Genomic DNA, 25,446 nt, shown 5'->3' on the forward strand with positions numbered 1-25,446 from the left:
TTGATAGTTCTTCATAAAAGCTACCGGTATTACCCGGTAGCTTTATTTACAAATCGTCTATTAATCATTACTTAGCATATCCAGGGTTCTGAACAAGCTTGGTATTGGCAAGATCAGTAAGCGGGATAGGCAAAAGTTCATTTTTATTTGCTGTAAAACCTTTAAATGCAAGTGTCGACGCTGCATCGCCCCACCTTACAAGGTCAAACCAACGGTGGCCTTCGGTCGCAAGTTCCAAACGGCGCTCGGCTTTAATGTTAGCCATTGTTGCTGCTACTGGTGCTCGGCCAACACGGGCACGCACTGCATTTATTAAAGCAGCGGCCCTTGCAGCATCACCGCCGCCTTGTAATAAAGCCTCAGCTTCCATCAGGTAAGTATCGGCCAAACGTATTTCAATATAGTTGTTTGGAAAGTTTAGCGTAGAAGTACCTTGTGTTGGAATGTATTTGGTTAACGGAGCATATTTTAAAGTGAAATAACCTGTGTTCTGGTAGCTTGGTGAGTAGGTTGCGCTTCGTGCTGCGGCAAGGCTATCCATATTCAGTATGGTGTAACCATATCTTGGATCTTTAACACCACTGCCGTCGTAAGGAGCAGTGAATGCGCTTACCAATTGTTTGGTAACGGGATTAAAGCCCCAGCCACCAGCATACACTGCGTCGGCATAATCCCTCGGGCCGATCATTTGTGTGTAAATGTCGCCTTTGAATGTATTCCAGTTATTCCAGGTATAAGCCTGGTTTGGTGAAAAATTCCATTCAAAGATAGATTCACTGTTGAACTTATTATCCGGGTTGAATATCTGGCCAAAATTTGCCTGTAAATGATAGCCATAAATAGGGGTTGTGCTACCTGGTGCACCATTTACTTTTGCCAGTTCAGTTGCTGCCTGGGTGTATTTTTTATCGTACAAATAAACTTTACCAAGCAATGCAATTGCAGCGCCTTGTGTAACACGGCCCAGTTCACTGCCACTAACAGTTGCAGGCAGGTTAGGGATAGCAGCCTGCAAGTCAGCCTCAATGGAAGCGTAAACAGCGTCAGGAGCCGCTTGAGTTAGGGTGTAAATATCAGTAGCAGCCACCGGTTTGGTTATCAACGGAATATTTTTGAATAACCTTAGCAGATCGAAATTGTAGTGCGCACGCAGAAATGTAGCTTCGGCAATGTACCTGTTTTTAGTAGCGTCGCTCAACCCTGCAATAGAAGTAGTTTGCAGTACGTTAAGAATAGTGTTGGCCCTGCTCACACCTAAGAAATTGATTGGCCAGAAACCCTGCTGTGGCCCTGAACCCGAGGTAAGCTGGTAATTATTGAACAACTGCCAGTCTGGAACGTCGCCTGAACCACCACCGCCAGCGTAGCAATCATCCGAAGCCGAGTTTAATGGTCCGCGCGGATCGGTATAGGTGCCATCCAAACCACCTGTTTCAGTAACCAGCGGGTCATAAGCCGCTGTCAGGCCAGCAAACGCCTCGTCGGGCGTAGAGTAATAGTTCGCCTGAAGAAACTCCCCCTTGGGAGTTGTTTCCAGGAAAGATTTTTTGCAGGACGCTAATGTAAATAACCCCAGCAAAAAAATAGCCATATATTTAAGATCAATTTTTTTCATGATATAATATTTTTAATGGTTCAATAATTATAATGATACATCTAAACCAATGCGAATAATTTTAGCTTTAGGGTACACGCCCTGGTCAACACCACCAGATATTTCAGGATCGTAACCGTTATATTTTGTTATAGTGAACAGGTTATCACCGCCTACGTAAACATGTATACGGCTAACATCCCATTTGCTGGTAAGAGATTTTGGTAATGTATAACCAAGCTGTAATGTTTTTATGCGCAGATAAGCACCGCTTTGCAGGTCGAAACTTGACGGAGTATGGAAGTTGCCGTTCGGATCGGCATCTGTCAGCCTTGGATAGCTTGTATTGGTATTGCTTGGTGTCCAGGCATTTAGCGCAGCTATCGGGTAGTTAGCGGGTGTTACATCCAGACGGCGATATTGTTGAAATATTTTGTTGCCCCAAACACCCTGGCCAAATACGTTAAGGTCAAACTGTTTGTAATTTACCGCAAAATTAAAGCCATAATACCAGGTTGGAATCGGGCTGCCCAGGTTTTGACGATCGCTTGGGCCAATCGGGCCTACGCCTGTGGTGTTAGCATAGATCAGGTCACCAGGTTTAGCATTAGGCTGGAACAGGTTGCCGCTGGCATCTTTATACGCGTTTACCTGAGCCTGTGACTGGAATATGCCCGTTACTTTGTAACCGTAGAAATAGTTGATCGGCTCGCCAACTGAAATACGCTGGATGTTGGATGGGTTAGCTGCTTGCCAGTAGCCTGTATTGATAAATGGAAGCACGTTCAGGTTTGTAACTGTGTTTTTATTGTAGGAGATGTTTCCGTTTAATTTTACAGTAAGGTCACCAAAATTATGGTTGTAGCCTAACTGCAATTCAACGCCTTTGTTAGTTATGCCGCCGGCATTTGAATATGGGGCGCTGTTAACACCTACGTATGCCGGAAGTGGTACCTGCATCAACAAATGATCGCTAACTTTTTTATAAAAATCAAGTGTTGCTGTAAGATCATGAAACATAGTAACGTCAATTGCTAAATCAGTTGATTTGTCCCGCTCCCACTGCAAATTCGGATTAGCCAATGTTTGCGGGCCGTAACCGGTAACTAATGTCTGGCTGCCTGCAGGGCCAAAAATATAGCTGCCGATACCGCTTACTACTGGGGAGTATTGGAAAGGGGCTAATGCCAGCTCATTACCTAACACACCATAAGAAGCACGAACTTTCAAATAATCAATAAAGGTATTTTTAGGGAACCAGTCTTCTTTTGTGGCAACCCACCCTGCCGACACAGAAGGGAAAGTACCATAGACGTTATCGGGGCCGAATTTTGAAGAACCATCACGGCGAATACTACCCTGGATCAGGTATTTCTGATCATAATCATAAGTAACACGACCGAAATATGAAGAATGCGTAATTGGTTGGCTATCGCCGCCAGAACCAAATCGTTGTGACTGGGGCAAGTTAAAATTGAATGAAGCCTGTTGATAAGTAGAAATAGGCTCACCATAGTTGGTAGCGCCCACCTGGGTACCGCTTTCCTGTTCAGCGCTTGTACCAACCAAAACGGTAAAGTTATGTTTACCTACTAAACGGGTATAGGTTGCTGTATTGTCCCAGTTCCATTCGAGGTTCTGGTTCGATGTGCGCGACTGGATGGTTTGTGCCAGGTTGCTGTTGGTCGAGTTTAAATAATAAAGCGGTGTGAACGCCTCTATGCCATAAAACGATTGCTTGGCAGCAATTTCTGTTTTAATTGACAAACCTTTTATCGGGTCAATTTCGAAATATGCATCGCCGAATAAGTTATGCGACCAGCCGTAATCACCTTTCACTGTTTGAACATCTGCCAATGGGTTAAGCTGGGCCACATAGTTTGATATACCGTAAGGCAGGCCTTGTGCATTTCTTACAAGGTAGGCAGCGTTGTTGTTATATAGTGCAGCGTTAGGCTGTGAATTTATATCAGTAACAACTGCCGGGGTGATCGGGTCGAGGTTGATCGCCTCGATCAGCGGGCCGCCGCCCCAGTAGTTTGTATTAAAGAATGTTGTGGTCCTTGTATAGTTGTAGTTAAAGTTTTCACCAAACTTAATATACTTTTTAGGTTGGAAACTGGTGTTTACCCTGAAGTTCGCCCTTTTGTAATCAGAATAGTCTGGCATAACTATACCTTTCTGGTCAAGATAAGCTACTGAGGTAAAATAACTTGATTTATCGGTACCGCCGCTTACTGACAAGTTTTGACTCATGATAGGTGCTGTGCCGAATATTTCATTCTCCCAGTTTGTACCTGTACCATATTGCGAGGGGTTTGCAAATGGTGCAGTACCGCCATCATTAGTAACAGCTTGGTTTCTTAGTTGGGCATACTGGGTAGCATTAGCTAATTTGAGCTTATTAGCAACTGTTTGCGAACCGTAATAAAAATTATAGTTAAGCTTTGGTTCACCTGCTTTACCTTTTTTTGTGGTGATCAATATAACGCCATTTGCTGAGCGCGAACCGTAAATACCCGCCGAAGCATCTTTCAGGACCTGGATCGATTCAATATCATTGGGATTAATAGAGTCATAACCACCATTATCCCATATCTGTCCGTCAACTACGTATAAAGGATTGCTATTGGTTAATGAGTTAACACCTCTTATGACAATGCTTGGAGCAGAACCAGGGGCACCTGAACTTTGCGTAACCACAACGCCCGCTGCACGGCCTCCCAGCGCATCGTCAACGCGGGTGACCTGTTGGCCTTTCAGATCATCTGAGCTAACACTCGAAATGGCGCCGGTTAGAGTAGCTTTCTTTTGCGTGCCGTATCCTATAACAACGACCTCATTTAATCCGCTGTTGAGCGCGGTCATCCTGATTTCAATATTTGTTTGAGAGCCAATTTTAATCTCCTGGATTTGAAAGCCTATGAAAGACACGACCAATACGTCTCCGGGTTGGGTATCAATCGAAAATTCTCCGTTGTTATTGGTAATGACACCTTTCGACGTACCTTTTATAGTAACGGATGCACCGGGCAATGGCGCACCCTTGTCGTCGGTTACAATTCCTTTAATTTTCTGGGGTGTGGCTGCCTGTTTTTCAATTTGCGGTTGGTCTGTCTCTTTTAAAACAATGGTTTTTTTGAGTATTTTATAACTAACCGGAATGCCATTAAAACATTGGTCAAGAACATTAGCAATTGTTTGCTTTTCTACGTTGATATTTAAAGTTTTCGCTTTAAGAACATCAAAATTATCGTAGTATACAAAATGATATCCTGTCTGGGTTTCTATTAATGATAAAACTTTGTCTACAGACACATTCTTTTCATGAAGAGTAATTAGCTGACCAAAGCTTTTTGCACTTACTTGTGCAAATGCTATAATCAATATGACAATCGTTAGCTTCATAATTTGAAAAATTTTGGACATAGTGCGCCATGACGCTTCCGCGCACTTTAAATTAATTTTCATAATTTTGGTTACTTTGGGTTAAACGTTAGATTTAAATTGGTTTACTTCTGATGGTTGGATACCCAGATATTAGCCGGGAAAGTGTTAGAGCACTTCCCGGTTTTTATTTATACAGGCCAACCGTGTAATAAGGATATTACACTAATAGTCCATACATAATCATTAAGGGTATCAGTTTTTAGGTGGTTCTTCGTAGTTCTTTCTCCATAATTAGTTTTTAAGTGAATAATTGGTTGTTTATTAAATTCAGTACTATATCAGATATTCAACAGATTGGCCTTCCCATAAGCCAGTCTTTATCTAATTAGCGATAATGATATTTTTTCCCTCGACCCGATATTTAATGCCTCCAAATTGCAATATTCCCAGCAACTCTGATATATCCGCTGCGCGTGACATCCTTCCGCTAAGCTTTCTTTTAGGAACGTTTCCTTCGTATTTAATATTTATATCATACCAGCGTGAAGCCTTCGTCATAACCTGCTCGATGCTCTCCTTTTTAAAGACAAACAATCCATTCTTCCATGCGACCTCCGCTTCAGTATCTACGTCTTTAATTATTGACAGCCGATCATTTTCTGTTAATACAGCTTGTTCTCCAGGTTTTAGTATGCCAGTTGCAGTTTTGCCCTTTATTCTCACTGAACCTTCCAATAGCGTTGTTTTAGTTTCCTGATCATCGTCATACGCCGATATATTAAAGTGCGTACCTAATACCTGCACTTCAGATTTGGATGTTTTCACAATAAATGGCATAGCCGGATTATGACTTACTTCAAAATAACCTTGTCCAGTGAGTTGAACCTTACGCTGTTTGCCAGTAAAACTCGTTGGAAATGTGATTGAAGAGGCCGCGTCCAGCCACACCTTGGTGCCGTCTGCCAAAATCAATGGATAGGGAGACTGTTCGCCTTTTGTTGTGGTTAATGTGTTATAACTAACCGTCTCTTCTTTATCAGAGCTATTGTAGGTAATATCATTGTCGCTGGCCTGAATAACCGTCCCGCCCTGTACTGCTAATTGCCCTTTCAAACCTTTAGCTAAAACGATCCTTTGGCCATTTGCCAGGGTTAGCGTTGCCCGATTTTGTCCTGGAGCAATAACTTGTAGAGGATTTTGCACTAATTGTACCGATGTATGCTTTTTGTGCAACGCAAAATACCCGCCAAATCCTAATAATACTACGACGGAAGCTGCAGCAGCAATGCGTGGCCATAAAGATAGTTTGCGTTCCATCCGGATATGTGGCAATAAGGCTGCATATATTTCTTCCTCCTTCTGTTCCAGGTCAGGTAAGGCAGGATCAATCTGGGTTGCCTCTTTACGCAGTTCTGCTTCGATCAGCATACGCAAATCGGTTTCATTGGCGGCATTCTTAAATTGAGCCAATAAAGCTTCGATTTCTGCTATCGTGCATTCGTTTCGAATAAAGCGTTCCCATAAATCCTGTTGACTTCCGTCCATAATTCAAGCGTTTATAGTGGGAATACGTCAATTGAAAAAAAACCAATGAATCAAAAAGTGAATAATTTTTAACTATATCATAAAAATCTGATAATCAAAGGTAAAAATTCATAAAAACAAAATATTTATATTATGCTGAAACCGTTAGTAGTTGAGAAATAACCGATTATTGTTACATTAGCAGATTCTTTAGACTATTGGCAGCGTGAAATTATTTGAGGATACGGAACTACAGTACTTGTTGGCACGACTCCACAACAATGATGAACGCGCCTTTAACAAACTATACGGTACCTGCTTCCGCCCAATCTATCGACGCATCTTTTCCCTGGTTAAAGACGAAGCCATAGCCGATGAACTCGTTCAAGACCTGTTTCTTAAATTATGGCAAAAAAGGGAAGATATCGATCCCCAGCAATCTTTTGAAGCCTATCTGTTTACTATTGCACAGCATCTGGTTTACGATCATTTCCGCCGGATCGCCAAAGACAAGCGATTGACTGCCAGACTATTACTGAACGCCACAGATTATTACCTGCATTCAGACGTCCTGCTGGAAACCAAAGAAAGCCGCGAACTTCTGCAAAAAGCCATTGAGCAGTTATCGCCACAGCGTCGCGAGGTTTTCACCCGCTGCAAGATCGAAGGCAAAACCTACGAAGAAACCAGTTTGGAATTGGGTATCTCCGTACCAACCGTCAACAGCCACATGACCCAATCGATGAAGCTCGTGCGAGAATACCTACTTAAAAACCAAGACATAGTTCTTGTCTTCTTATTGTTCTGCTATTCCGAGTCCAGCATAATCTCCGACTCTGGCAACTTATTGCATTTACTACACTGATTAACTGGTAGAAGCATCAGTCGTCGTTGAAACCTTATTTTCATATTTCAAAATTGGTTCAACAGCCTCTAAAAACTCAAATAAGTGTTCTAAGAATTTCCCCTTTGGGCTGAACTATAGTTACTGAAAAACGAGAGTCGGTTGGCGGCAGCCATCAGATCGGGGAATTTATCTGGAGTGCAGGCAAAAACGGGCACACCTGGCTTCGATTCCTCTATGACACTTATAAACCGCTTGCGCTTGCACAACTAGAGAATACAAGTTGTGTGTTCACCATCAGCACTTCTATCCTGCCTGCATATCAAATCACATTTTGCGACCGAAGCCCTTTTTAGGTCTGCGTTTAATGTTATGGACGATATTCTTTTGTAAAATGAGTTCATGCTCAGCTATGGCAGCTTTGATCGATTTTTCGATAACCGGCCATTTAAATTTATCCTTGATGAGCAGGATTTCGGTTGTAAAATCTATATCTTGGTGATGGAGCAGTGACATTCGCACTTGATGGCTATCCGTATTAGGATATTTAGTTGAGTAGGCCTCAACAATCTGCTGATAGGGCATTTCTTTCAATAGGTAATGGATATCCACAAAATCCTTTACCCGTGTACCATTGCCTACTATGGCGTTGATCTTCATAGCAGCGATATCTTCCAAACCGAGCATTCGGATACCTCCAGGATCGAGTACTGGATTTATGTGAGGGTAGTTGTGCAACAACATGTCCAGCCTTACACCATTGATATGACCAGTCAAAAAATTGTTACGTGCATTTAAGATAGTTGCCTGATGATTATCGTTTAAATGCTTAGCTAATTCCAATCCATTAAAATTATCCGTCGTAAAAAGATCTATATCGATAGATAACCGATGCCCAAGCATTAATGATAGTGCAGTGCCTCCTACCAAATAAAATTGTTTTAATTTTTCATCATCCATCAAACGATGGATTAGTTCCAGTGTTCCTGGCGTAACTGTTTCCTTGTGTAGCATTTGAGTTGAGTTTTACTCAACTGAAAATAGGTACAAGCGGCTTCCATGCCGTGGTCGGTTAAATAAGGTATATCTTCTGTTAATGCACTAATTACGCGGTTCCTGCTGTAAAAGTTGATCATCGCTTCCCATTCTGCGGGTAGCCCTCTTTCGATGACACGTTCTATTACCGTCCGATAACTCCGCTGCCAATCCATTTTATCGTAGTCAAACTCCCAGAATAAATGTTTCGGCAGGTCGGGTTTAGCGGATCGTTGTTGCACCGGTTTTCTTTCTATGCGGATCTCATCATTTTCAAACGGGATCTTTCTCTTTGACAGGTAATTATTCAGCGTGTTATAGTTATAAGCGGGATGATTTTCACAGAAATTTTTCAGGCTGGAGAATATTTCCAAACTATGCTCAGCCAGTTTTTTCCACTGAACTACCAATACACGCCGGTTTTGATCTGTCTGTTCCTGCATTATACAAAGATATGTAAAATAACTTTTCAACCAATATTGTACAATATTTGTCAATTGAAGTATTAAAATAAAAATTCTAATATGATATCCGGTCGTGTGTGTCTTAACGAAACATGCTGACTACACGCCCCATTTCAATTTGTTCCTGCCCCGTAGCCTCAAAGTTGCTGATCGTTATAGCCTTATAATATAGCCGTTCTTCAAGCTTCTGCATATCCTCACTTGTTTTACTATCCAGAACCTTTGCGTAATGTTGCGTTGTCTTAATACTATTGTGTCCGAGCATTTTTGAAACAGTTTCCATTGGAACTCCATTAGATAAAGTAACTGTAGTGGCAAAAGTGTGCCGGGCCATATGAAAGGTCAACGTTTTGTTGATACCACACAAGTCGCCAATTTCCTTTAGATAACTGTTCATCCGCTGGTTGGTCAGTACCGGTAAGAGCAGTGACCTGCGTACGCAAACAGGATGGTCTTTGTAATTTTCTATAATCGCCAGTGCCTCTTTCAATAAGGGGATATGTGATGGGGTATCCGTCTTGTGCCTTTTGGTAAACACCCATAACTTATCGTCGTCGCCTTTGGCTATCTCACCTGGGGTCAATTTCTGCACATCGATATAGGCCAGCCCCGTATAGCAGCTGAAAATAAAAATATCCCGCACGAGATTCAGCCGTTCGACACTTAACGCTTTATTTCGGATAAGGTCCAACTCATGCTTTGTTAAAAAAGTTCTTGGCGAAGGCTTAGCGGTCGACTTATAATGTAAAAAAGGATTGGCGACGATCCATCTGTTGGCAAGGCAAATCAAGATGATCTTTTTTAAGTGTTTGACATATTTGTCAGCTGAAATAGGGATACAATTCTTTTCGGTCCGCAAATAGAAGTAATAGTCTTTTATAAAATTAAAATCGACTTTTCGCAATTCATAGTCTGGTCGCTTAAATTTCCATTCAATAAATTCACGCGCATGTTTAAAAGAGCTTTTAAAAGCTTTAAGTGTATTGGCACCAAAGCCCCTGCCGATCAGCGATTCCATCTGTTTATTATGATCGCTGAAAATCTCCAACAACATTTTAGATTTCTTTCCTTTGCCGTCGAGTTCGTTCCGCAAGGTATCGGCAGAGATCTCTTCTTCGCTGTCCAGCAAGCGTGTATGGATACGTTTTAGCTTCGCCAGGATACTGTCCAAATGGGCATTTAAACTCCTGGCATCCTCCGTATTTCCACGAGCTTTTCCGCGTTTTTCGTCCCATTTTTCAGGTTCGATTCCTCGCCCGATAGTTGCCTCACTTCTTTTTCCGTCAACGGAAATACGCAAATAGATAGGTAGATTACCTGATTCATAGCCCTTTACCTTCTTCAGGTAAAAAAGCAGGTTAAAATTTTTAGTCTTCATTTACTCACCAATTTTTGTTCACAATTCGTTACAAACCTACATTTACAGGCCTCGAAAGTCAAGATGTTCATTTTTTGAACTACTTGACAGACAGCGAATTATGACACTTTTGGTGAGTAAATTAGTAAGTGACCAAAAAACGCTCTAAAACTCACCAGAACAGTGAAAAAAGATGCATAAAATGGCCATTTTACCAAAATCAAAAAGCCTGTAAACGTTTGATTTACAGGCTTTTGATTGTTTTTGAATTAAGCGTATGTGGTCCCGACGAGAATCGAACTCATATCTAGAGTTTAGGAAACTCCTATTCTATCCGTTGAACTACGGGACCGTTTAAAAATCAGCCTCGAAAAAAGGCCGATCTTTTATTTAGTTTGCAAAGGTGCAATTTTTCATTGAAAAATCACACCTTAAAATTCAAAATTTAAAACAGGCTTCATTTGCACATCTGCACATTTGAAATTTGCACATCTACCTAATTACTGCGCCGTTGTGGAAATCTTCGGTTGGGGCAACAAAGCTTAACTTGCCTTCGCTGTTTTCGGCCATCAGGATCATACCTTGCGATACGATGCCTTTGATCTCCCTTGGCTCCAGGTTTACCAGGATGCTTACTTTTTGGCCGATGATGTTTTCCGGTTCATAATATTCGGCAATGCCCGACACTACGGTGCGCTCGTCGATACCAGTATCAATGGTCAGTTTTAGCAGCTTTTTGGTTTTGGCAACCTTTTCGGCAGCTAAAATGGTACCGGTACGGATATCCATGGTGGCAAAGGTTTCGTAATTAACGTTTTCCTTTGCAGGTAATACGTCTGCTGATTTTGGCGGGGCGGCAGCGGCTTTTTTATCTGATAGTTTTTTAAGCTGGGCTTCTATTACATCATCCTCAACCTTTTCAAATAACAATGCAGCCGGGTTTAACAGGTGACCGTTGTTAAAATACATTTCCTGGTCATAAGCTATTGGCTCATTTGGCAGGTTAAGCATGGTGATGATCTTTTTAGCCGTAGCCGGTAAAAACGCCTGTGCTGCAGTAGCCAGGTGCCCAATCAGTACCAGGCAGTTGTGCAGCGCTTCTTTAGCAGCGGCAGGATCTGTTTTGATGGTTTTCCATGGCTCTTTTTCGGTAAGATAGCGGTTACCTAAGCGGGCCATATCCATTACAGCCTGCAAAGCCTGGCGGTAGCGGTAAGCTTCAAGGTTCTTCTCTATCTCATCGTAATATTCGCCAATGCCGGTGCTTAGGCTTGCGTCGGTAAATTCAATCCTGTCGGTGTCAGTCTCAATTTTACCGCCGTAAAACTTATGCATCAGTATCATTACCCTGTTTACGAAGTTACCCAGGATAGCCACCAGTTCATTATTTACACGGGCCTGGTAATCTTTCCAGGTAAATTCGCTGTCGCTGGTTTCGGGGAGGATAGAGGTTAGCACGTAACGCAACTCATCCTGTTTACCCGGAAACTCTTCCAGGTATTCATGCAGCCAAACGGCGTGGTTACGTGAGGTAGAAAGTTTATCACCTTCTAAATTCAAAAACTCGTTAGCAGGTACGTTTTGAGGCAAAATATATTCGCCATGCGCGTGCAGTATTGAAGGGAAAATAATACAGTGGAAAACGATGTTATCCTTGCCGATAAAATGCAGCAGACAAGCGTCATCCTGCTCGTCGGCTTGTTTTTTCCAGTATAATTTCCAGTCTTTATTATTGTCAATGGCCCATTGTTTGGTGGCAGATATATAGCCGATAGGGGCATCCATCCACACATACAACTTTTTGCCTTTGGCCTCTGCCAGCGGCACGTCGATACCCCAGTCAAGGTCGCGGGTCATAGAGCGCGGTTGCAGGCCCGATTTAAGCCATGATTTACACTGGCCAAAAACGTTAACTTTCCAGCTGCCTTCTTTGGCATCTATCCACTGCTCCAACCATGGCTGGTATTTATCCAAAGGCAGGTACCAATGCTTGGTTGATTTAAGCACTGGCGTTTTGCCGCTCAGGGTTGATATCGGGTTGATCAGGTCAGTTGGACTAAGGGAAGTGCCACAGCGTTCGCATTGGTCGCCGTAGGCATTTTCATTGCCGCAATTTGGGCAGGTGCCTATGATATAGCGGTCGGCCAAAAACTGCTGATAATCCTCGTCAAAATACTGATCGGAGAATTTCTCAACAAACTCGTCTTTCTCATACAGGTTCAGGAAAAACTCCTGGCTTAGCTCATGATGGATGGGCGACGAGGTACGGTGATAAATATCAAAAGCAATCCCAAACTCTTCAAAACTCTCTTTTATTTGCTTGTGATATTTATCGATGATAGCTTGCGGGGTAGTATCTTCTTTTTTGGCTTTGATGGTAATGGCCGCGCCATGCTCATCCGAGCCGCATATATACACTACATCTTTCTTCTTTAGCCTTAAATACCGCACAAAAATATCTGCTGGGAGATAAGCGCCCGCAAGGTGACCAATATGTAAGGGGCCGTTGGCATAAGGCAGGGCCGATGTAATGGTGAATCGTTTATATTTGTTGAGTTGTGACATTAAGTATCGCCTTGGTAAATAGTGTGCAAAGATAAATTTTTTAAGTCGGAAAAGTCCGAAAGTCGGGAAGTCCGAAAGATGAATCTAAAAGTTTTGATAATATTGAACCATGGATAATCCAAATAATGGAGCTACTTCCGGACTTTCCGACTTTCGGACTTCCGGAATTCAACCCCCATACCTCAAAAAAGGCGACAAAATAGCCATCACCTGCCCTGCAAAAAAACTACCTAACCCAATGACTGATGCTGTGGAACTACTACAAAGCTGGGGCCTGGAAGTGGTGTTGGGCGACACCGTAGATGCTTCATTTCATCAGTTTGCCGGTGATGACAACTTTAGGGCAGCCGATATGCAGCGATTTATTGATGATGATAGCATCAAGGCCATCATTGCCGCTCGTGGCGGCTACGGAACCGTGAGGATGATTGACAAGGTTGATTTCAGTCGTTTTGCACAAAATCCCAAATGGCTTATAGGCTTTAGCGATATAACCCTATTGCATACTCATCTTTTTACTAATTACGGGGCGCAAACCATTCACGGGCAAATGCCGGTTAACATTCCCGACGCATCCAAACATTCGATAGATACTTTAAGGCGGGCGTTATTTGGCGAGGAGTTAAGCTATGAATTTACAACACATGATACTAATAAACCCGGCGAAGCTACAGGCGTTATAGTTGGCGGTAATTTATCCCTTCTGGTAGCATCGGCGGGTTCAGTATCTGATTTGGACTATGCAGGAAAAATTCTGTTTATAGAGGATGTTGGCGAATACCTTTATTCAGTAGACAGGATGCTGCGGATGTTGGACAGGGCCGGCAAATTAAAAAAACTCGCAGGTCTGGTGGTAGGCGGTTTTACCGATATCAAAGATAACGATATACCCTTTGGGCAAACAGTATCGCAAATAGTGATGGATATTGTACAAGGATATAGCTACCCGGTATGTTTTGATTTCCCGGCGGGGCATATCCCGGATAATAATAGCCTGGTGCTCGGGCGGGAGGTAGGATTGCAGGCAGATGAGAAGCAGGCGAGGTTGTGGTTTAAATAACCCTCAAAATAAAAGAAATGTCATTTCGACGAACATGCCAGGGTAGTGCGGCAGCGAGAGGAGAAATCTTATACGCCATGCATAGCCGCTGGCAGGGTGTATAAGATTTCTCTTTCGCCCGGATGCTCGTTTCCGACCCGCTGCTCATTCGAAATGACATCTTTTTGAGTTTTTAAAACTCCCCCTTTAGGGGCAGGGACCCAAACCAATTTGCTTATCAGTAGTTTATACATCATGGCTAAAAAACCGCTGCTTGAATTTACTGATAGAGGGATTTACTGTGCGCAGGGCAAATTTTATATCGATCCCTGGAAGCCGGTTGACGACGCTGTGATAACCCATGCGCATGCCGATCATGCTTATTGGGGGCATAAACATTATTTAGCACACCATCTCTCACGCGAGGTATTACTATATCGCCTTGGTGAAATCAACCTGCAAACTGTTGAGTATGGTGAAACAGTTCTGAAAAATGGTGTTACTGTATCACTCTTCCCTGCAGGCCATGTGATAGGATCGGCACAGATTCGTGTTGAATATAAAGGCGAGGTTTGGGTGGTTTCAGGTGATTACAAGGTAGAAAACGATGGCATTTCCACTCCTTTTGAACCGGTTAAATGCCACCATTTTATTTCAGAATGTACTTTCGGGATGCCGGTGTATCAATGGAAACCACAGGTGCAAACTTTTAATGAGATCAATAACTGGTGGCATAATAACGTTGCAAACGGACTGGCAACAGTAATTGTTGGTTATTCGTTGGGAAAAGCCCAGCGGATTTTGCAAAACCTCGATCTGTTTAACGGCAAGGTTTATACCCACGGTGTTATCGAAAACATCAATGAAGCTTTGCGCCGCAATGGTGTGTTACTAAACCCAACTGAAAGGATCACACAAGAGAGTCTGAAAGAAGAAGTAAGAAAAGGCATTATCATCGCGCCGCCATCATCGGTAGGTACACCATGGATGCGGAAATTCCAGCCATATAGTTTTGGTTATTGCTCGGGGTGGATGGCTATCCGCGGAGCTAAACGCCGTCGTGCTGCAGATAGGGGATTCGTGCTCTCTGACCATGCCGATTGGGACGGGCTCATCAGTGCTATTGATGCCACAAGCTGCGAATGTGTTTATCTCACTCACGGATACACTGCCACTTTTTCGAGATATTTAAATGAGATTGGCTTTAACGCCAGGGAGGTGCATACATTATATGGTGGAGAAGAAGACCCCTCCAACCTTCCCGAAGGGGAGGCTTCCAACGCCGGAGAATCAGAAAAGAAAGTCCTCTCCCTCGGGGAGGATTTAGGAGGGGTATCATGAAAGCTTTCGCTCAACTTTTTCTCTCGCTCGATGAAACCAACAAAACCAACGAAAAGGTTAAAGTATTAAAAGACTATTTTAATGCCGTGCCCGATACGGATAAAATGCATATGCTTGCCCTGTTCACCGGGCGGCGACCGAAGCGGCAGATCAATTCAACGCTTGTTCGTAACTGGGCCGTTGAAGCGTCGCATATTCCGGCCTGGTTGTTTGAGGAAAGCTATCACGCAGTAGGTGATCTGGCCGAAACCATGGCTTTGCTGATGCCGCAAAGTAACGCGAGCAGCAGCAAAACGCTTACTGAGTGGATAGCCGAGATCAATGCCCTTCAGGATAAAACCGAAGAGCAAAAAAAGGAATGGTTGATGGAATCATGGGCTATGCTGGATAGCCAGGAGCGCTTTGTATTTAACAAACTGCTCACCGGGAGTTTCAGGGTTGGGGTTTCGCAAAATTTGGTGATCAAAGCGCTGGCGGATATCTCCGGGCTGGAACCGGCAGTGCTAACCCACCGTGTTATGGGAAGCTGGCTGCCCGAAACTTACCAGTTTTCGCAGTTGATGGAGGAACAGGATGCCGAAGCCAATATCTCCCGGCCTTATCCATTTTTTTTAGCTTACCCTATCCAGGAAACTTCCGAAAAGCAAAAAACACCTGCCGAAGTAGGGATCGCCCTCGGTGATGCCGCCGATTGGCAGGCTGAATGGAAGTGGGACGGCATCCGTGCGCAGATGATAAAGCGTGGTGGTGAAATATTTATCTGGAGCAGGGGAGAAGACCTGGCTACCGAAAAATTTCCCGAGTTACATCCTTTCCTGAATGCCCTGCCCGATGGTACGGTGATTGACGGCGAGATCCTCAGTTTTCAAAATGGACAACCAATGCCCTTTAATGTGCTGCAAACCCGTATCGGCCGCAAAAATTTAAGTAAAAAGATTTTGGAGGAAAGCCCGGTTGCAGTTATCTCCTATGACTGTCTTGAATATAATGGCGAAGACATCCGCTATAAAACCCAGGCAGAAAGGCGGGAGGTTTTAGAACGGTTGCAGTCAGAAACGCAATACCCCGAAGTATTCCGCATTTCATCACTCATTCAGTTTGAAACCTGGGAACAGCTTGGCAGCATCAGGGAGCAATCGCGTGTCATGATAGCCGAGGGTATTATGCTTAAACGTAAAAGTGCTGCTTATCAGGTTGGCCGTAAGCGAGGCGATTGGTGGAAATGGAAGATAGACCCACTATCGGTTGATGCTGTAATGATCTACGCCCAGAAAGGTCACGGTCGCCGGGCCGATCTTTATACCGATTATACCTTCGCTGTTTGGGATGGGGATAAACTGGTGCCTTTTGCTAAGGCTTATTCCGGTCTTACCGATGCAGAGATCAACAAGGTTGATTATTTCATCAAGCGTAACACTATCGAAAAATTTGGCCCGGTACGCACCGTAAAGCCCGAGCTGGTGTTTGAGATAGGTTTTGAGGGGATCAATAAATCAACCCGGCATAAATCGGGCATTGCCTTACGTTTCCCGAGGATATTGCGGTGGCGGCGTGATAAACCCAAAGAAGAGGCCGATACCCTCGAAAGCTTAAAGGCTTTGCTGGGTGAATAAGCGCTATAATTTAATACCTTTGCGGCTTAAAAAAGACCCTAACTATTAATAAACCAATATGATTGTAATCAGTAATTTTCAGGAGTTTGAACAACAGGTAGGCAACAATCTTGGTGTTTCGTCATGGCACACCATTACGCAGGAGCAGATCAACAAATTTGCCGATGCCACCCTCGATCACCAATGGATCCATACCGACCCTGAAAGGGCCAAAACAGAAAGTCCTTTTAAATCAACCATAGCACACGGCTACCTTACGCTGTCACTGATCCCTCATTTGTGGAAAGAGATTGTTAAGATCGAAAACCTGAAAATGGAAATCAATTATGGTATCGAAAACCTGCGTTTCGCCCAGCCGGTATTGGTTGATAATGAAGTGCGGTTAAAAGTAAAGCTGGCTGGTTTGCTTAATCTTCGCGGTGTGATCAAAGCTACTATGAGCATCGAAATGGAAATAAAAGATCAGCGTAAACCAGCCTTTAGCGGCGACGTTGTGTTTTTATACCACTTTATTGGATAAGATATAACAAATATTCCCCGTTGCCCGTGTCCTCACGGTCAACTTGTACACAAAAAAGCGTCTGCGAGAATATTCTTATACACACGTCATTGTAAGGTACGAAGCAATCCCCAATTAACAGATCCGCCCTGTATTGTTCGCGATTGCTTCGTACCTTATAGTGACGTGATTGTAAGTTGTTGATTATTAAATATGTTTTTTTTAAGTGAGTTTTATAATATGGGCGTTGCCTGCGGCCCGGGCTGTACGCTCATACTGCACAAGGCCTTAGCCACAAGCCGGTATCCGCTCCCATCCCTAACGCAGTCCAGCGCACCATCTCTAAAAAATATCTTGCACGTCATTACGATTTTTTTCAGGATTTCCCTGATGGTTACTCGCAATGACGTTTTTTGTAACTGCCTTTACAAATTCTTCCCCGTTGGCCGTGTCTTTACGGTCAACTTGCATGTAATAAAAAAAGCGCCCGTGAGGACACGGGCGCAGGGGATATTTTATTGATTAGGTGCGCTAACTACCTATATAAACTCTTATTCTCAATAAACTTCAATACAGGATCCGGTACAAAGTACTGTACGTTCTTTTTTTCGGCGATGGATTTGCGGATAAATGTTGCAGATAGCTCCATAAGCGGCGTCATGGTGATGGTAACTGATGGATGATCGGCCAGCTCTGCATTTTCATAGCCAGGGCGCGGGTATACATAAATACGGTAATCGCGCAGGATAAGCTTATAATTTTTCCATTTATGCAGGGTACCGAGATTATCGGACCCCATAATCAGGGCAAACTCATGTTCAGGATACTTTTCCTTCAAATGGGCAAGGGTATCAATGGTATATGATGGTTGAGGGAGTTTTAATTCCACATCACTCACGGTTATATTGGTTGCGTTATCAGTAGCTAACCGGGCCATCTCCAACCTGTCATAAGTATTGATCAGATCGCCATACTTTTTAAAAGGATTTTGGGGCGATACCACCAGCCACACCTTATCAAGTGAGGTATGGTTTGCCATGTAGTTAGCAATAATCAAATGCCCTATATGTATAGGATTAAACGAACCAAACAGTAAGCCTATTTTCATGCGGTGCCCCCTAACCCCCTAAAGGGGGAATTAAAAGTTTTTGTAGATTAAAATGTCCCGGTGTACAAAATGGGATTTTTGTACTCCCCCTTCAGGGGGCCGGGGGGCCAATAAACGTGCTCACTAATTCCTCTGCCTCATTGCAGGCCGTTTCAAGATCGTAATTTTTCAGTATAATATCAAATTGTGGGGCGTATTTGAGCTCTTTTTCTGCTTTAGCAAAGCGTTCTTTTAGTTTTTCTTCGCTATCGGTACCTCTGCCGGTTAATCTTTCAATCAAAATCTCAAGTGATGGTGGCTGTACAAATATGGCCAGTGCCTGCGAGCCGTATTTGCGTTTAAGGTGCAGACCTCCTTCAACGTCAATATCAAATATTACGGTTTTGCCTTTTGCCCAGATGCGCTCAATTTCGGTACGAAGCGTACCATAAAAAGTACCGGTGTAAACCTCCTCAAATTCAACAAATTGTTTTTTGGCAATACGGTGCAGAAACTCTTCCTTGCTTATAAAATAATAATCTTTTTCATGCACCTCATCACCGCGGCGTTCGCGCGTGGTGGCCGAAATGGAAAATTCAAGCTCAGGGATTTTCCCCAGCAAATGATGTACAATTGTTGTTTTACCAGCACCCGACGGCGCCGAAAATATGATGAGTTTACCGTTTTGGCTCATAGTTTATAGTTCATGGTTCATAGCTGGCTATAGTAAATGGGGGCCATGAACTATGAACCATTATCTATGAACTTTACAATACGTTTAACAGTTGTTCTTTAATTTTTTCAAGCTCTTCTTTCATGCCTACTACCAGTTTCTGGATGTTGGCATCATTGGCTTTTGAACCCAATGTGTTGATCTCGCGACCAATCTCCTGCGAAATAAAACCCAGCTTTTTACCATTGGCATCGGCATTTTTAAGGGTTTCAATAAAATATTCGCAATGAGCTTTAAGTCTTACCTTTTCTTCGGTAATATCAAGCTTATCGATATAATAGATCAACTCCTGTTCAAAACGGTTTTGGTCGATAGCTTCACGGCTTGCAGCTTCGGCTAAAAATGCATCGAGGCGCTCGCGGATCAACGGAACACGTTTGGGATCTTCCAGTTCAACAAGTTCCAGGTTTTTTAATATGGTATTGATACGGCCTTTAATTTCCTGTTCAATAACAATGCCTTCCTGCGCCCTGAAATCCTGAAAAGCGGCCATTGCCTGCTGAAAAGTTTTTTCAACGGCTTTCCACTCATCTTCGGATATGGTATCTTCTTCGTATTTAACAACTTCGGGTAAGCCCAATGCCAGCTGAAGCAGGTTGCCGGTTGGCTCGCCAAGCTCTTCACTTACTGACTTAAGCTGATTATAGTAATGTTTAAGCAGATCTTTATCGATCCCCGCTGCTTTTACCGATTGACTTACCTGCTCGGTGTTAATAGATAGATTAACTTTACCGCGTTCAATGAGCTTGCTGCAGTCGTTACGTAGCTGAAACTCTTTTTCGGCAAAAATCTTCGGCAAACGAAGCGATAATTCTAAAAATTTGCTGTTCAGGGATTTAACCTCTACGGTATATTTTGTATTGCCCGAATCAAAACTGGCAATTCCATACCCTGTCATGGATTTTATCATGCGCAAAGATAGCAAATTTAGTTAGAGGTTAGAGATCGGAGATTAGAGGTTGGGTTAGGTCGGATTTCGAATGTTCGATTTCGGATTTGAAATAAATGCAATTGCGAAAATTGAGAGAATTCACCACTCAAAAAAAAGAAAAACTAACCTCCAATCTCTAATCTCCAACCACTGAAACAAAGCCCTTTAACACTTTTTCACATTTCAAATAAAATACAGTTCCTATATTTACGTTCAATTATCACTGATGCGCAACTATTTATACCTGCTTGTAACAGGCGTTCTATGCCTTGTAACCGTTCATGTTTCGGCCCAGGAGTTTACGGTAAAGGGTGTTATCTCTAAAAAGGTAACCAACGAGCGCGTAGGGCAGGTTTTCGTTAAAGATCTCAACACAAAAACGCTAATACTTAGCGATGATGTCGGCTGGTTTAGCATAAAAACCCGTGTTGGCGATACCCTGCTTTTTACCAGGGATGATTATACTCCTCAAAAGGTTGTGGTACTTAATAACAGCGATATGCCGGTTTATATGCAACCCATTATTAAGCTTGATGAAGTAAAAGTTGTTGGCCAAACCAAAAGGCAGGAGATAAACGAGGTTTTGAAAGATTACAAGAAACAAGGTTCTACTTACAACGGAAGGCCGCCGGCATTATCTTTTTTAAGCAATCCTGTAACCGGTCTTTATGAGCTTTTGGGTACAACCCCTAACAGAGCGCGTCGTTTTGCACAAAACGCCCAAAGCGAACTTGAACAGGCAGAGATTCATAAACATTATAATATTCCGTTTGTGAAACAATACACTGGCCTGGCTACAGATAGCCTCGCCCGTAAGTTCATGAACTATTATACACCTACATATAAGGATATCAAAGCCTGGACAGATTATGACCTGATTAAGCATACCATACGGGCATATGAGTACTACAAAAACAGCAGCGAAAAAGATAAGCTTGAGCGCCTAAACAGTCCAACATTTATCGTTCCGGATTCAACTGTAAAACTTGGCGAGGGGCCTGTAGAGCTTAAAAAGGAAAAGAAATTACCGCTTTAAACAAAAGGCATTTTAAATACCTAAAGCTTCACACGCTTTTTCTGCGGCAAGCTTTTCGGCGTTCTTTTTGCTGAATTCTTTACCTGAGCCCATTACTTCACCATCAACATTGGCTTGCACAGTGAAAAGTTTGGTGCTTTCGCCATCCTGGTTGGTTACCAGTTCAAAAATAATATCGCGGCCATGGCGCTGGCACCATTCAATAAGCTTGCTTTTGAAGTTAGTTTCGGTTTGCTCAAGCTTGTGGATGTCGATATGAGGCTTTATGATATGGTTGATCAGGAAGTTTTTGGTAAAATCGTATCCTTTATCCAAATAAACCGCACCAATCAGGGCTTCAAACGCATCGCCAAGTAATGACCCCTGCCTGCTTGAATTAAGCATCCGGTTATCATACTCAATAAGTTTGTCAAAGCCCAATTTTTTACCCAGCGCATTGAGGTTAACGCGGCTCACTATTTTTGAGCGTAACTCGGTTAAAAATCCCTCATCTTCATAAGGGTATAATTTAAAAAGTACTTCAGCAACAACGCTGCCCAATACGGCATCGCCCAAAAACTCCAGGCGCTCGTTACTGTTCTTCACCCCCTTCTTAATGTTTTGTGCTACCGATTTATGGCGAAAAGCCATGCGGTATAAAGACAAATTGCCCGGCACGAAGCCGAGCAAATTCTTTAATATTTTAACATATTTCCGGTTAGGGGATATATATAGTTTGTAGAACCGATTGATAGGCATCAAATTACCACAATTAATCTTCGTACTTTTTAAATATTACAGAAGCATTGTGGCCGCCAAAACCAAACCCGTTACTTTGAACTATGTTAATATCGCGTTTTTGAGCGGTATTAAAGGTGAAATTGATCTTAGGATCAAATGCCGGATCATCAGTAAAGTGATTAATGGTTGGAGGGATGATACCATGTTTCAATGCCAGTATCGATGCAATAGCTTCAACCGCGCCGGCAGCACCAAGCAGGTGACCTGTCATTGATTTGGTTGAGCTGATGTTGATACGGTAAATATCATCGCCAAACACATCCTGTATTGCTTTAATTTCCTGCGGATCACCAATTGGGGTTGATGTGCCGTGAACGTTCACATAATCAATATCGGCAGGTTTCAAGTTTGCATCTTCAAGGGCAGCGCGCATTACAAAAGCAGCGCCTAAACCATCGGGGTGAGGTGCGGTCATGTGATAAGCATCGGCACTCATGCCGCCGCCTATCATTTCGGCGTATATTTTAGCGCCACGGGCTTTAGCGTGCTCTAATTCCTCTAAAATAATGGTACCTGCACCTTCGCCAGCCACAAAACCATCCCTGTCCAGATCAAACGGACGTGATGCCGTTGCCGGATCATCATTGCGGGTTGATAATGCATGCATAGCGTTAAAACCACCAATACCGGCTTCGTTAATGATTGCCTCAGAACCACCGCTGATAAACATGTTAGCTTTACCCAAACGGATATAGTTAAATGAATCAATCAGTGAGTTATTTGATGAGGCACACGCTGAAACGGTAGTGAAGTTAGGCCCGCGCAAACCATATTTAATTGAGATATGGCCAGGAGCTATATCGGCAATCATTTTAGGGATGAAGAACGGGTTAAAACGCGGAGAACCATCGCCTTTGGCAAAGGTCATTACCTCATCAAGGAAAGTTTTTAAACCGCCAATACCCGAACCCCAGATAACGCCAATGCGGCTGGTATCCAGTTTCGAGAAATCTAATCCCGCGTCTTTTACAGCTTCTTCTGTTGAGAATAAAGCGTATTGTACAAAAGGATCTAATTTACGGGCGTCTTTACGGCCCAAAAAACCATCCGCGTCAAAGCCTTTTACTTCGCACGCAAACTTAGTTTTGAATTTTTCGGTATCAAAACTTTTAATCAAGGCAGCGCCACTTACTCCATTGATCAGTCCGTTCCAGTAATCTGAAACAGTGTTGCCAATAGGAGTAAGTGCTCCAAGCCCGGTTACTACAACTCTTTTAAACTCCATTTAATCCAGTTAGGGAGTTCTTATTTAACGTTTTTTTCAAGGTAAGCAACTGCCTGGCCAACAGTACCAATAGTTTCTGCCTGATCGTCAGGAATAGCCACGTTAAATTCTTTTTCAAACTCCATGATTAATTCCACGGTGTCTAACGAGTCGGCACCAAGATCATTGGTGAAACTCGCTTCTGGCGTAACTTCACTTTCGTCAACACCCAGTTTTTCTACGATAATAGCTTTTACTCTTGAAGCGATATCAGACATAGTCTTTATAGTTTAATGATTAATAAAAATTCAGTGCAAAGAAAAATAAATTCTGTCAATAAACAAATCTAAAACTTTTACAATATAAATCTCTAAACAAAATTTTATTGAAACGGTTTGTATTAGTAATTTTGACGGCGTAAAAGTAATGATTTTGAACAGGAAATTTTTAAAGTTTGAGATCGATTTTGATTTTGTGCTCATTGCAGTAACAAGCTCACTTAAGGATTACCGGGTTTGTTTTCTAATCAACAAGTATCTGAATTTTAATTTCGTAAAAAACGATGACCTGGAAGTGGATATCTATCCCGGGGCCGAGCCTGTTTTGTTTTCATTATACCGCTACAGTTGGGAAACCACCGAAACAGACTTCTTCTTTATAGGCAATAAAGGCTCAGACGGTTACCTGGTGCCCGAAATAAAAAGTGCCGACTATTTTTTAATGATCCGCAACTATATAGATGATAATGAGCTTGATACAATCATCTCTTCGCTCAATAAAATTCCTGAGATAGTGGCAGCAGTAAAGATTGACCCAAAAAAAATAAAATCACGGGAAAATCTTTTATTTTAGCGCCGAATTTAAAATAGATGTTGGTTTTACAATCATTAAATACCCTCCAGTTTTAACCCGAATAATATGGAACTATACTATAATCGCACAAAAATTGTTGCCACCATGGGGCCGGCATCAGCTAAAAAGGACGTTTTATTAGCGATGATCAAGGCAGGTGTTAACGTTTGCCGTCTTAACTTTTCGCACGGTAAACCCGAAGATCATAAGGTAGTGATCGATCTTATCCGCGAAATTAACGAGCAATACAAAACCAACGTAGGTATCCTGGCCGATTTACAGGGCCCTAAAATCCGTATTGGCCTTGTAAAGGATGGCGGTATTCATTTAGTTAACGGAACGCACATCAAAATTACCACGCACGAGTGCATTGGTAACGACGAGCAGATCTATATTACTTATGATACTTTCCCTCAGGATGTACAGGCAAATGAAATTATTTTGCTTGATGACGGTAAATTGCAATTAAGGGTTATAGAAACCAACAAAGTTGATACGGTTATATGTGAAGTTGTTCACGGTGGTATCTTAACATCACGTAAAGGTGTTAACCTGCCAAATACTAAAGTATCTATCCCAAGCTTAACTGAGGAAGATTTGATCAACCTTGAATTCGCCCTTAAACAGGATGTTGAATGGATTGGTCTTTCTTTTGTTCGTACCGGTGAGGATATTATTGACCTGAAACGCATCATTGCACGGAACGGCTCGGCAGCTAAAGTAATTGCCAAAGTTGAAAAGCCTGAAGCAATTGAAAATATTGATGCCATTGTTGCTGCAACTGATGGTGTAATGGTTGCACGTGGCGACCTTGGGGTTGAAATGCCACTTGAAGAAGTACCATTGCTGCAAAAAATGATTGCCCGTAAGTGTCGCGCTGCTTCAAAACCGGTTATTGTAGCTACTCAGATGCTGGAGTCAATGATCACTACACCGCGCCCAACCCGTGCAGAGGTAAATGACGTTGCCAACTCGGTACTTGACGGTGCTGATGCGGTGATGTTAAGCGGTGAAACATCTGTTGGTGAGTTTCCGGTTATTGTTATTGAAACAATGGCTAAAATTGTACGCAATGTTGAAGAGTTTGGATATCCTTTTAACGCCCCTAAAGAAGCGGTAGTTAAAGACCCGGCTTCTCCGTATTTCCTGAGCGATGCACTTTGCGAGTCGGCAGTACACATCGCCGAACAAAGCAATGCGGTAGGTATTGTTTCAATGACTACGTCAGGTTATACTGCATTTGAAATATCAAGCCACAGGCCTAAAGCCAGTACATATATCTTTACGTCAAACAAGCAATTGTTAAATGCGCTTAGCCTTGTATGGGGTGTTAGGGCGTTTTACTATGATCAGCTGGAAAGTACCGATCAAACCATTGCCGATGTTAATGATATACTGAAAGCCGAAAGCCTGATTAAAGCGGGTGATATCGTTATTAACACTGCTTCTACTCCTATTATTAAGCAGGGTAAAACCAATACGCTTAAATTAAGTGTTATTGAATAAGGCCATTTAAGATCTTACTTTTAATGAAGAAGGCTCGCCGGGATAACTGGCG

The 25,446-nt window shown here is 42.7% G+C and carries 21 protein-coding genes and 1 tRNA gene; 8 read left to right on the forward strand and 14 right to left on the reverse strand.

Translation table 11 applies throughout. The features are described 5' to 3' along the window. Positions 1 to 67: 67 nt before the first annotated feature. The 3 genes from AC59JO_RS14615 to AC59JO_RS14625 all read right to left on the reverse strand — a co-directional run bounded on the left by AC59JO_RS14615 (position 68) and on the right by AC59JO_RS14625 (position 6,529). Complete coding sequence (locus AC59JO_RS14615; RefSeq protein ID WP_497306148.1) at positions 68 to 1,615, reverse strand: RagB/SusD family nutrient uptake outer membrane protein; 1,548 nt, start codon at positions 1,613 to 1,615, stop codon at positions 68 to 70. 27 nt (positions 1,616 to 1,642) lie between these two features. Next, entirely contained in the window at positions 1,643 to 5,002 is a 3,360-nt protein-coding gene (locus tag AC59JO_RS14620; RefSeq protein ID WP_497306150.1) for a SusC/RagA family TonB-linked outer membrane protein, read from the reverse strand. A 363-nt stretch (positions 5,003 to 5,365) separates the two neighbouring features. After that, positions 5,366 to 6,529: a FecR family protein gene (locus AC59JO_RS14625; RefSeq protein ID WP_497306151.1), complete on the reverse strand. Its 1,164-nt coding sequence runs from the start codon at positions 6,527 to 6,529 to the stop codon at positions 5,366 to 5,368. Between the two features lie 205 nt (positions 6,530 to 6,734). On the opposite strand from AC59JO_RS14625, the gene AC59JO_RS14630 reads away from it, so the two are divergent. Next, a complete protein-coding gene (locus AC59JO_RS14630; protein ID WP_497306153.1) occupies positions 6,735 to 7,373 on the forward strand; it encodes an RNA polymerase sigma factor in 639 nt (212 codons plus the stop codon). Positions 7,374 to 7,679: 306 nt separating this feature from the next. On the opposite strand, the gene AC59JO_RS14635 is transcribed toward AC59JO_RS14630, so the two are convergent. The 5 genes from AC59JO_RS14635 to metG all read right to left on the reverse strand — a co-directional run bounded on the left by AC59JO_RS14635 (position 7,680) and on the right by metG (position 12,773). Beyond that, the gene (locus AC59JO_RS14635; RefSeq protein WP_497306155.1) at positions 7,680 to 8,366 is read right to left on the reverse strand and encodes a nucleotidyl transferase AbiEii/AbiGii toxin family protein; all 687 of its coding nucleotides are present in this window, start codon (positions 8,364 to 8,366) and stop codon (positions 7,680 to 7,682) included. After that, the gene (locus AC59JO_RS14640) at positions 8,324 to 8,830 is read right to left on the reverse strand and encodes a DUF6922 domain-containing protein (protein WP_497306157.1); all 507 of its coding nucleotides are present in this window, start codon (positions 8,828 to 8,830) and stop codon (positions 8,324 to 8,326) included. The genes AC59JO_RS14635 and AC59JO_RS14640 overlap by 43 nt, the downstream gene beginning before the upstream one ends. Positions 8,831 to 8,933: 103 nt before the next feature. After that, positions 8,934 to 10,229 (reverse strand): site-specific integrase, encoded by a 1,296-nt coding sequence (locus tag AC59JO_RS14645; RefSeq protein WP_497306159.1) that lies wholly within the window; start codon positions 10,227 to 10,229, stop codon positions 8,934 to 8,936. Positions 10,230 to 10,488: 259 nt separating this feature from the next. Beyond that, positions 10,489 to 10,560: transfer RNA gene (locus tag AC59JO_RS14650), tRNA-Arg, on the reverse strand. A gap of 140 nt (positions 10,561 to 10,700) precedes the next feature. Next, positions 10,701 to 12,773, reverse strand: a complete 2,073-nt coding sequence (metG, locus tag AC59JO_RS14655) for a methionine--tRNA ligase (RefSeq protein WP_497306161.1) — start codon at positions 12,771 to 12,773, stop codon at positions 10,701 to 10,703. Between the two features lie 109 nt (positions 12,774 to 12,882). Between metG and AC59JO_RS14660 the strand changes: the two genes are divergently transcribed. From AC59JO_RS14660 to AC59JO_RS14675, 4 genes are all read left to right on the forward strand, one after another. Then, positions 12,883 to 13,833 carry a S66 peptidase family protein gene (locus tag AC59JO_RS14660; RefSeq protein WP_497306163.1) on the forward strand — a complete coding sequence of 317 codons (951 nt, stop codon included), beginning with the start codon at positions 12,883 to 12,885 and terminating at the stop codon, positions 13,831 to 13,833. A 234-nt stretch (positions 13,834 to 14,067) separates the two neighbouring features. Next, positions 14,068 to 15,153: a ligase-associated DNA damage response exonuclease gene (locus tag AC59JO_RS14665; RefSeq protein WP_497306165.1), complete on the forward strand. Its 1,086-nt coding sequence runs from the start codon at positions 14,068 to 14,070 to the stop codon at positions 15,151 to 15,153. Further along, positions 15,150 to 16,766 (forward strand): ATP-dependent DNA ligase, encoded by a 1,617-nt coding sequence (locus tag AC59JO_RS14670; RefSeq protein ID WP_497306166.1) that lies wholly within the window; start codon positions 15,150 to 15,152, stop codon positions 16,764 to 16,766. Before AC59JO_RS14665 ends, AC59JO_RS14670 begins: the two co-directional genes overlap by 4 nt. 58 nt (positions 16,767 to 16,824) lie before the next feature. Further along, the gene (locus AC59JO_RS14675; protein WP_413669956.1) at positions 16,825 to 17,286 is read left to right on the forward strand and encodes a MaoC family dehydratase; all 462 of its coding nucleotides are present in this window, start codon (positions 16,825 to 16,827) and stop codon (positions 17,284 to 17,286) included. Positions 17,287 to 17,800: 514 nt separating this feature from the next. Here the strand turns inward: AC59JO_RS14675 and nadD are convergent. The 3 genes from nadD to AC59JO_RS14690 form a co-directional block, all read right to left on the reverse strand. Continuing rightward, positions 17,801 to 18,373: a nicotinate (nicotinamide) nucleotide adenylyltransferase gene (gene nadD, locus AC59JO_RS14680; RefSeq protein ID WP_091216099.1), complete on the reverse strand. Its 573-nt coding sequence runs from the start codon at positions 18,371 to 18,373 to the stop codon at positions 17,801 to 17,803. 91 nt (positions 18,374 to 18,464) lie between these two features. Next, entirely contained in the window at positions 18,465 to 19,046 is a 582-nt protein-coding gene (gene gmk / locus AC59JO_RS14685; protein ID WP_413669955.1) for a guanylate kinase, read from the reverse strand. Between the two features lie 73 nt (positions 19,047 to 19,119). Continuing rightward, positions 19,120 to 19,995: a YicC/YloC family endoribonuclease gene (locus tag AC59JO_RS14690; RefSeq protein ID WP_413669954.1), complete on the reverse strand. Its 876-nt coding sequence runs from the start codon at positions 19,993 to 19,995 to the stop codon at positions 19,120 to 19,122. Between the two features lie 247 nt (positions 19,996 to 20,242). Here AC59JO_RS14690 and AC59JO_RS14695 point away from each other — a divergent pair, with 247 nt between their 5' ends. Further along, positions 20,243 to 21,052 (forward strand): hypothetical protein, encoded by an 810-nt coding sequence (locus AC59JO_RS14695; RefSeq protein ID WP_413669953.1) that lies wholly within the window; start codon positions 20,243 to 20,245, stop codon positions 21,050 to 21,052. Between the two features lie 12 nt (positions 21,053 to 21,064). Here the strand turns inward: AC59JO_RS14695 and rnc are convergent, their stop codons facing one another. From rnc to AC59JO_RS14710, 3 genes are read right to left on the reverse strand one after another with little or no spacing between them, the layout of a single operon-like run. Continuing rightward, positions 21,065 to 21,790: a ribonuclease III gene (rnc, locus tag AC59JO_RS14700; RefSeq protein WP_413669952.1), complete on the reverse strand. Its 726-nt coding sequence runs from the start codon at positions 21,788 to 21,790 to the stop codon at positions 21,065 to 21,067. Between the two features lie 13 nt (positions 21,791 to 21,803). Next, positions 21,804 to 23,057, reverse strand: a complete 1,254-nt coding sequence (gene fabF / locus AC59JO_RS14705; RefSeq protein ID WP_413669951.1) for a beta-ketoacyl-ACP synthase II — start codon at positions 23,055 to 23,057, stop codon at positions 21,804 to 21,806. Positions 23,058 to 23,077: 20 nt separating this feature from the next. Next, entirely contained in the window at positions 23,078 to 23,314 is a 237-nt protein-coding gene (locus AC59JO_RS14710; RefSeq protein WP_031266521.1) for an acyl carrier protein, read from the reverse strand. Between the two features lie 148 nt (positions 23,315 to 23,462). On the opposite strand from AC59JO_RS14710, the gene AC59JO_RS14715 reads away from it, so the two are divergent. Together AC59JO_RS14715 and pyk are read left to right on the forward strand one after the other, a co-directional pair. Beyond that, positions 23,463 to 23,888, forward strand: coding sequence for an IPExxxVDY family protein (locus tag AC59JO_RS14715; protein WP_497306170.1), 426 nt, complete (start codon positions 23,463 to 23,465; stop codon positions 23,886 to 23,888). Positions 23,889 to 23,954: 66 nt separating this feature from the next. Beyond that, positions 23,955 to 25,394: a pyruvate kinase gene (gene pyk, locus AC59JO_RS14720; RefSeq protein WP_413669949.1), complete on the forward strand. Its 1,440-nt coding sequence runs from the start codon at positions 23,955 to 23,957 to the stop codon at positions 25,392 to 25,394. The last annotated feature ends 52 nt before the right edge of the window (positions 25,395 to 25,446 follow it).

The sequence above is a fragment of the Mucilaginibacter sp. A5337 genome, from assembly GCF_059690695.1.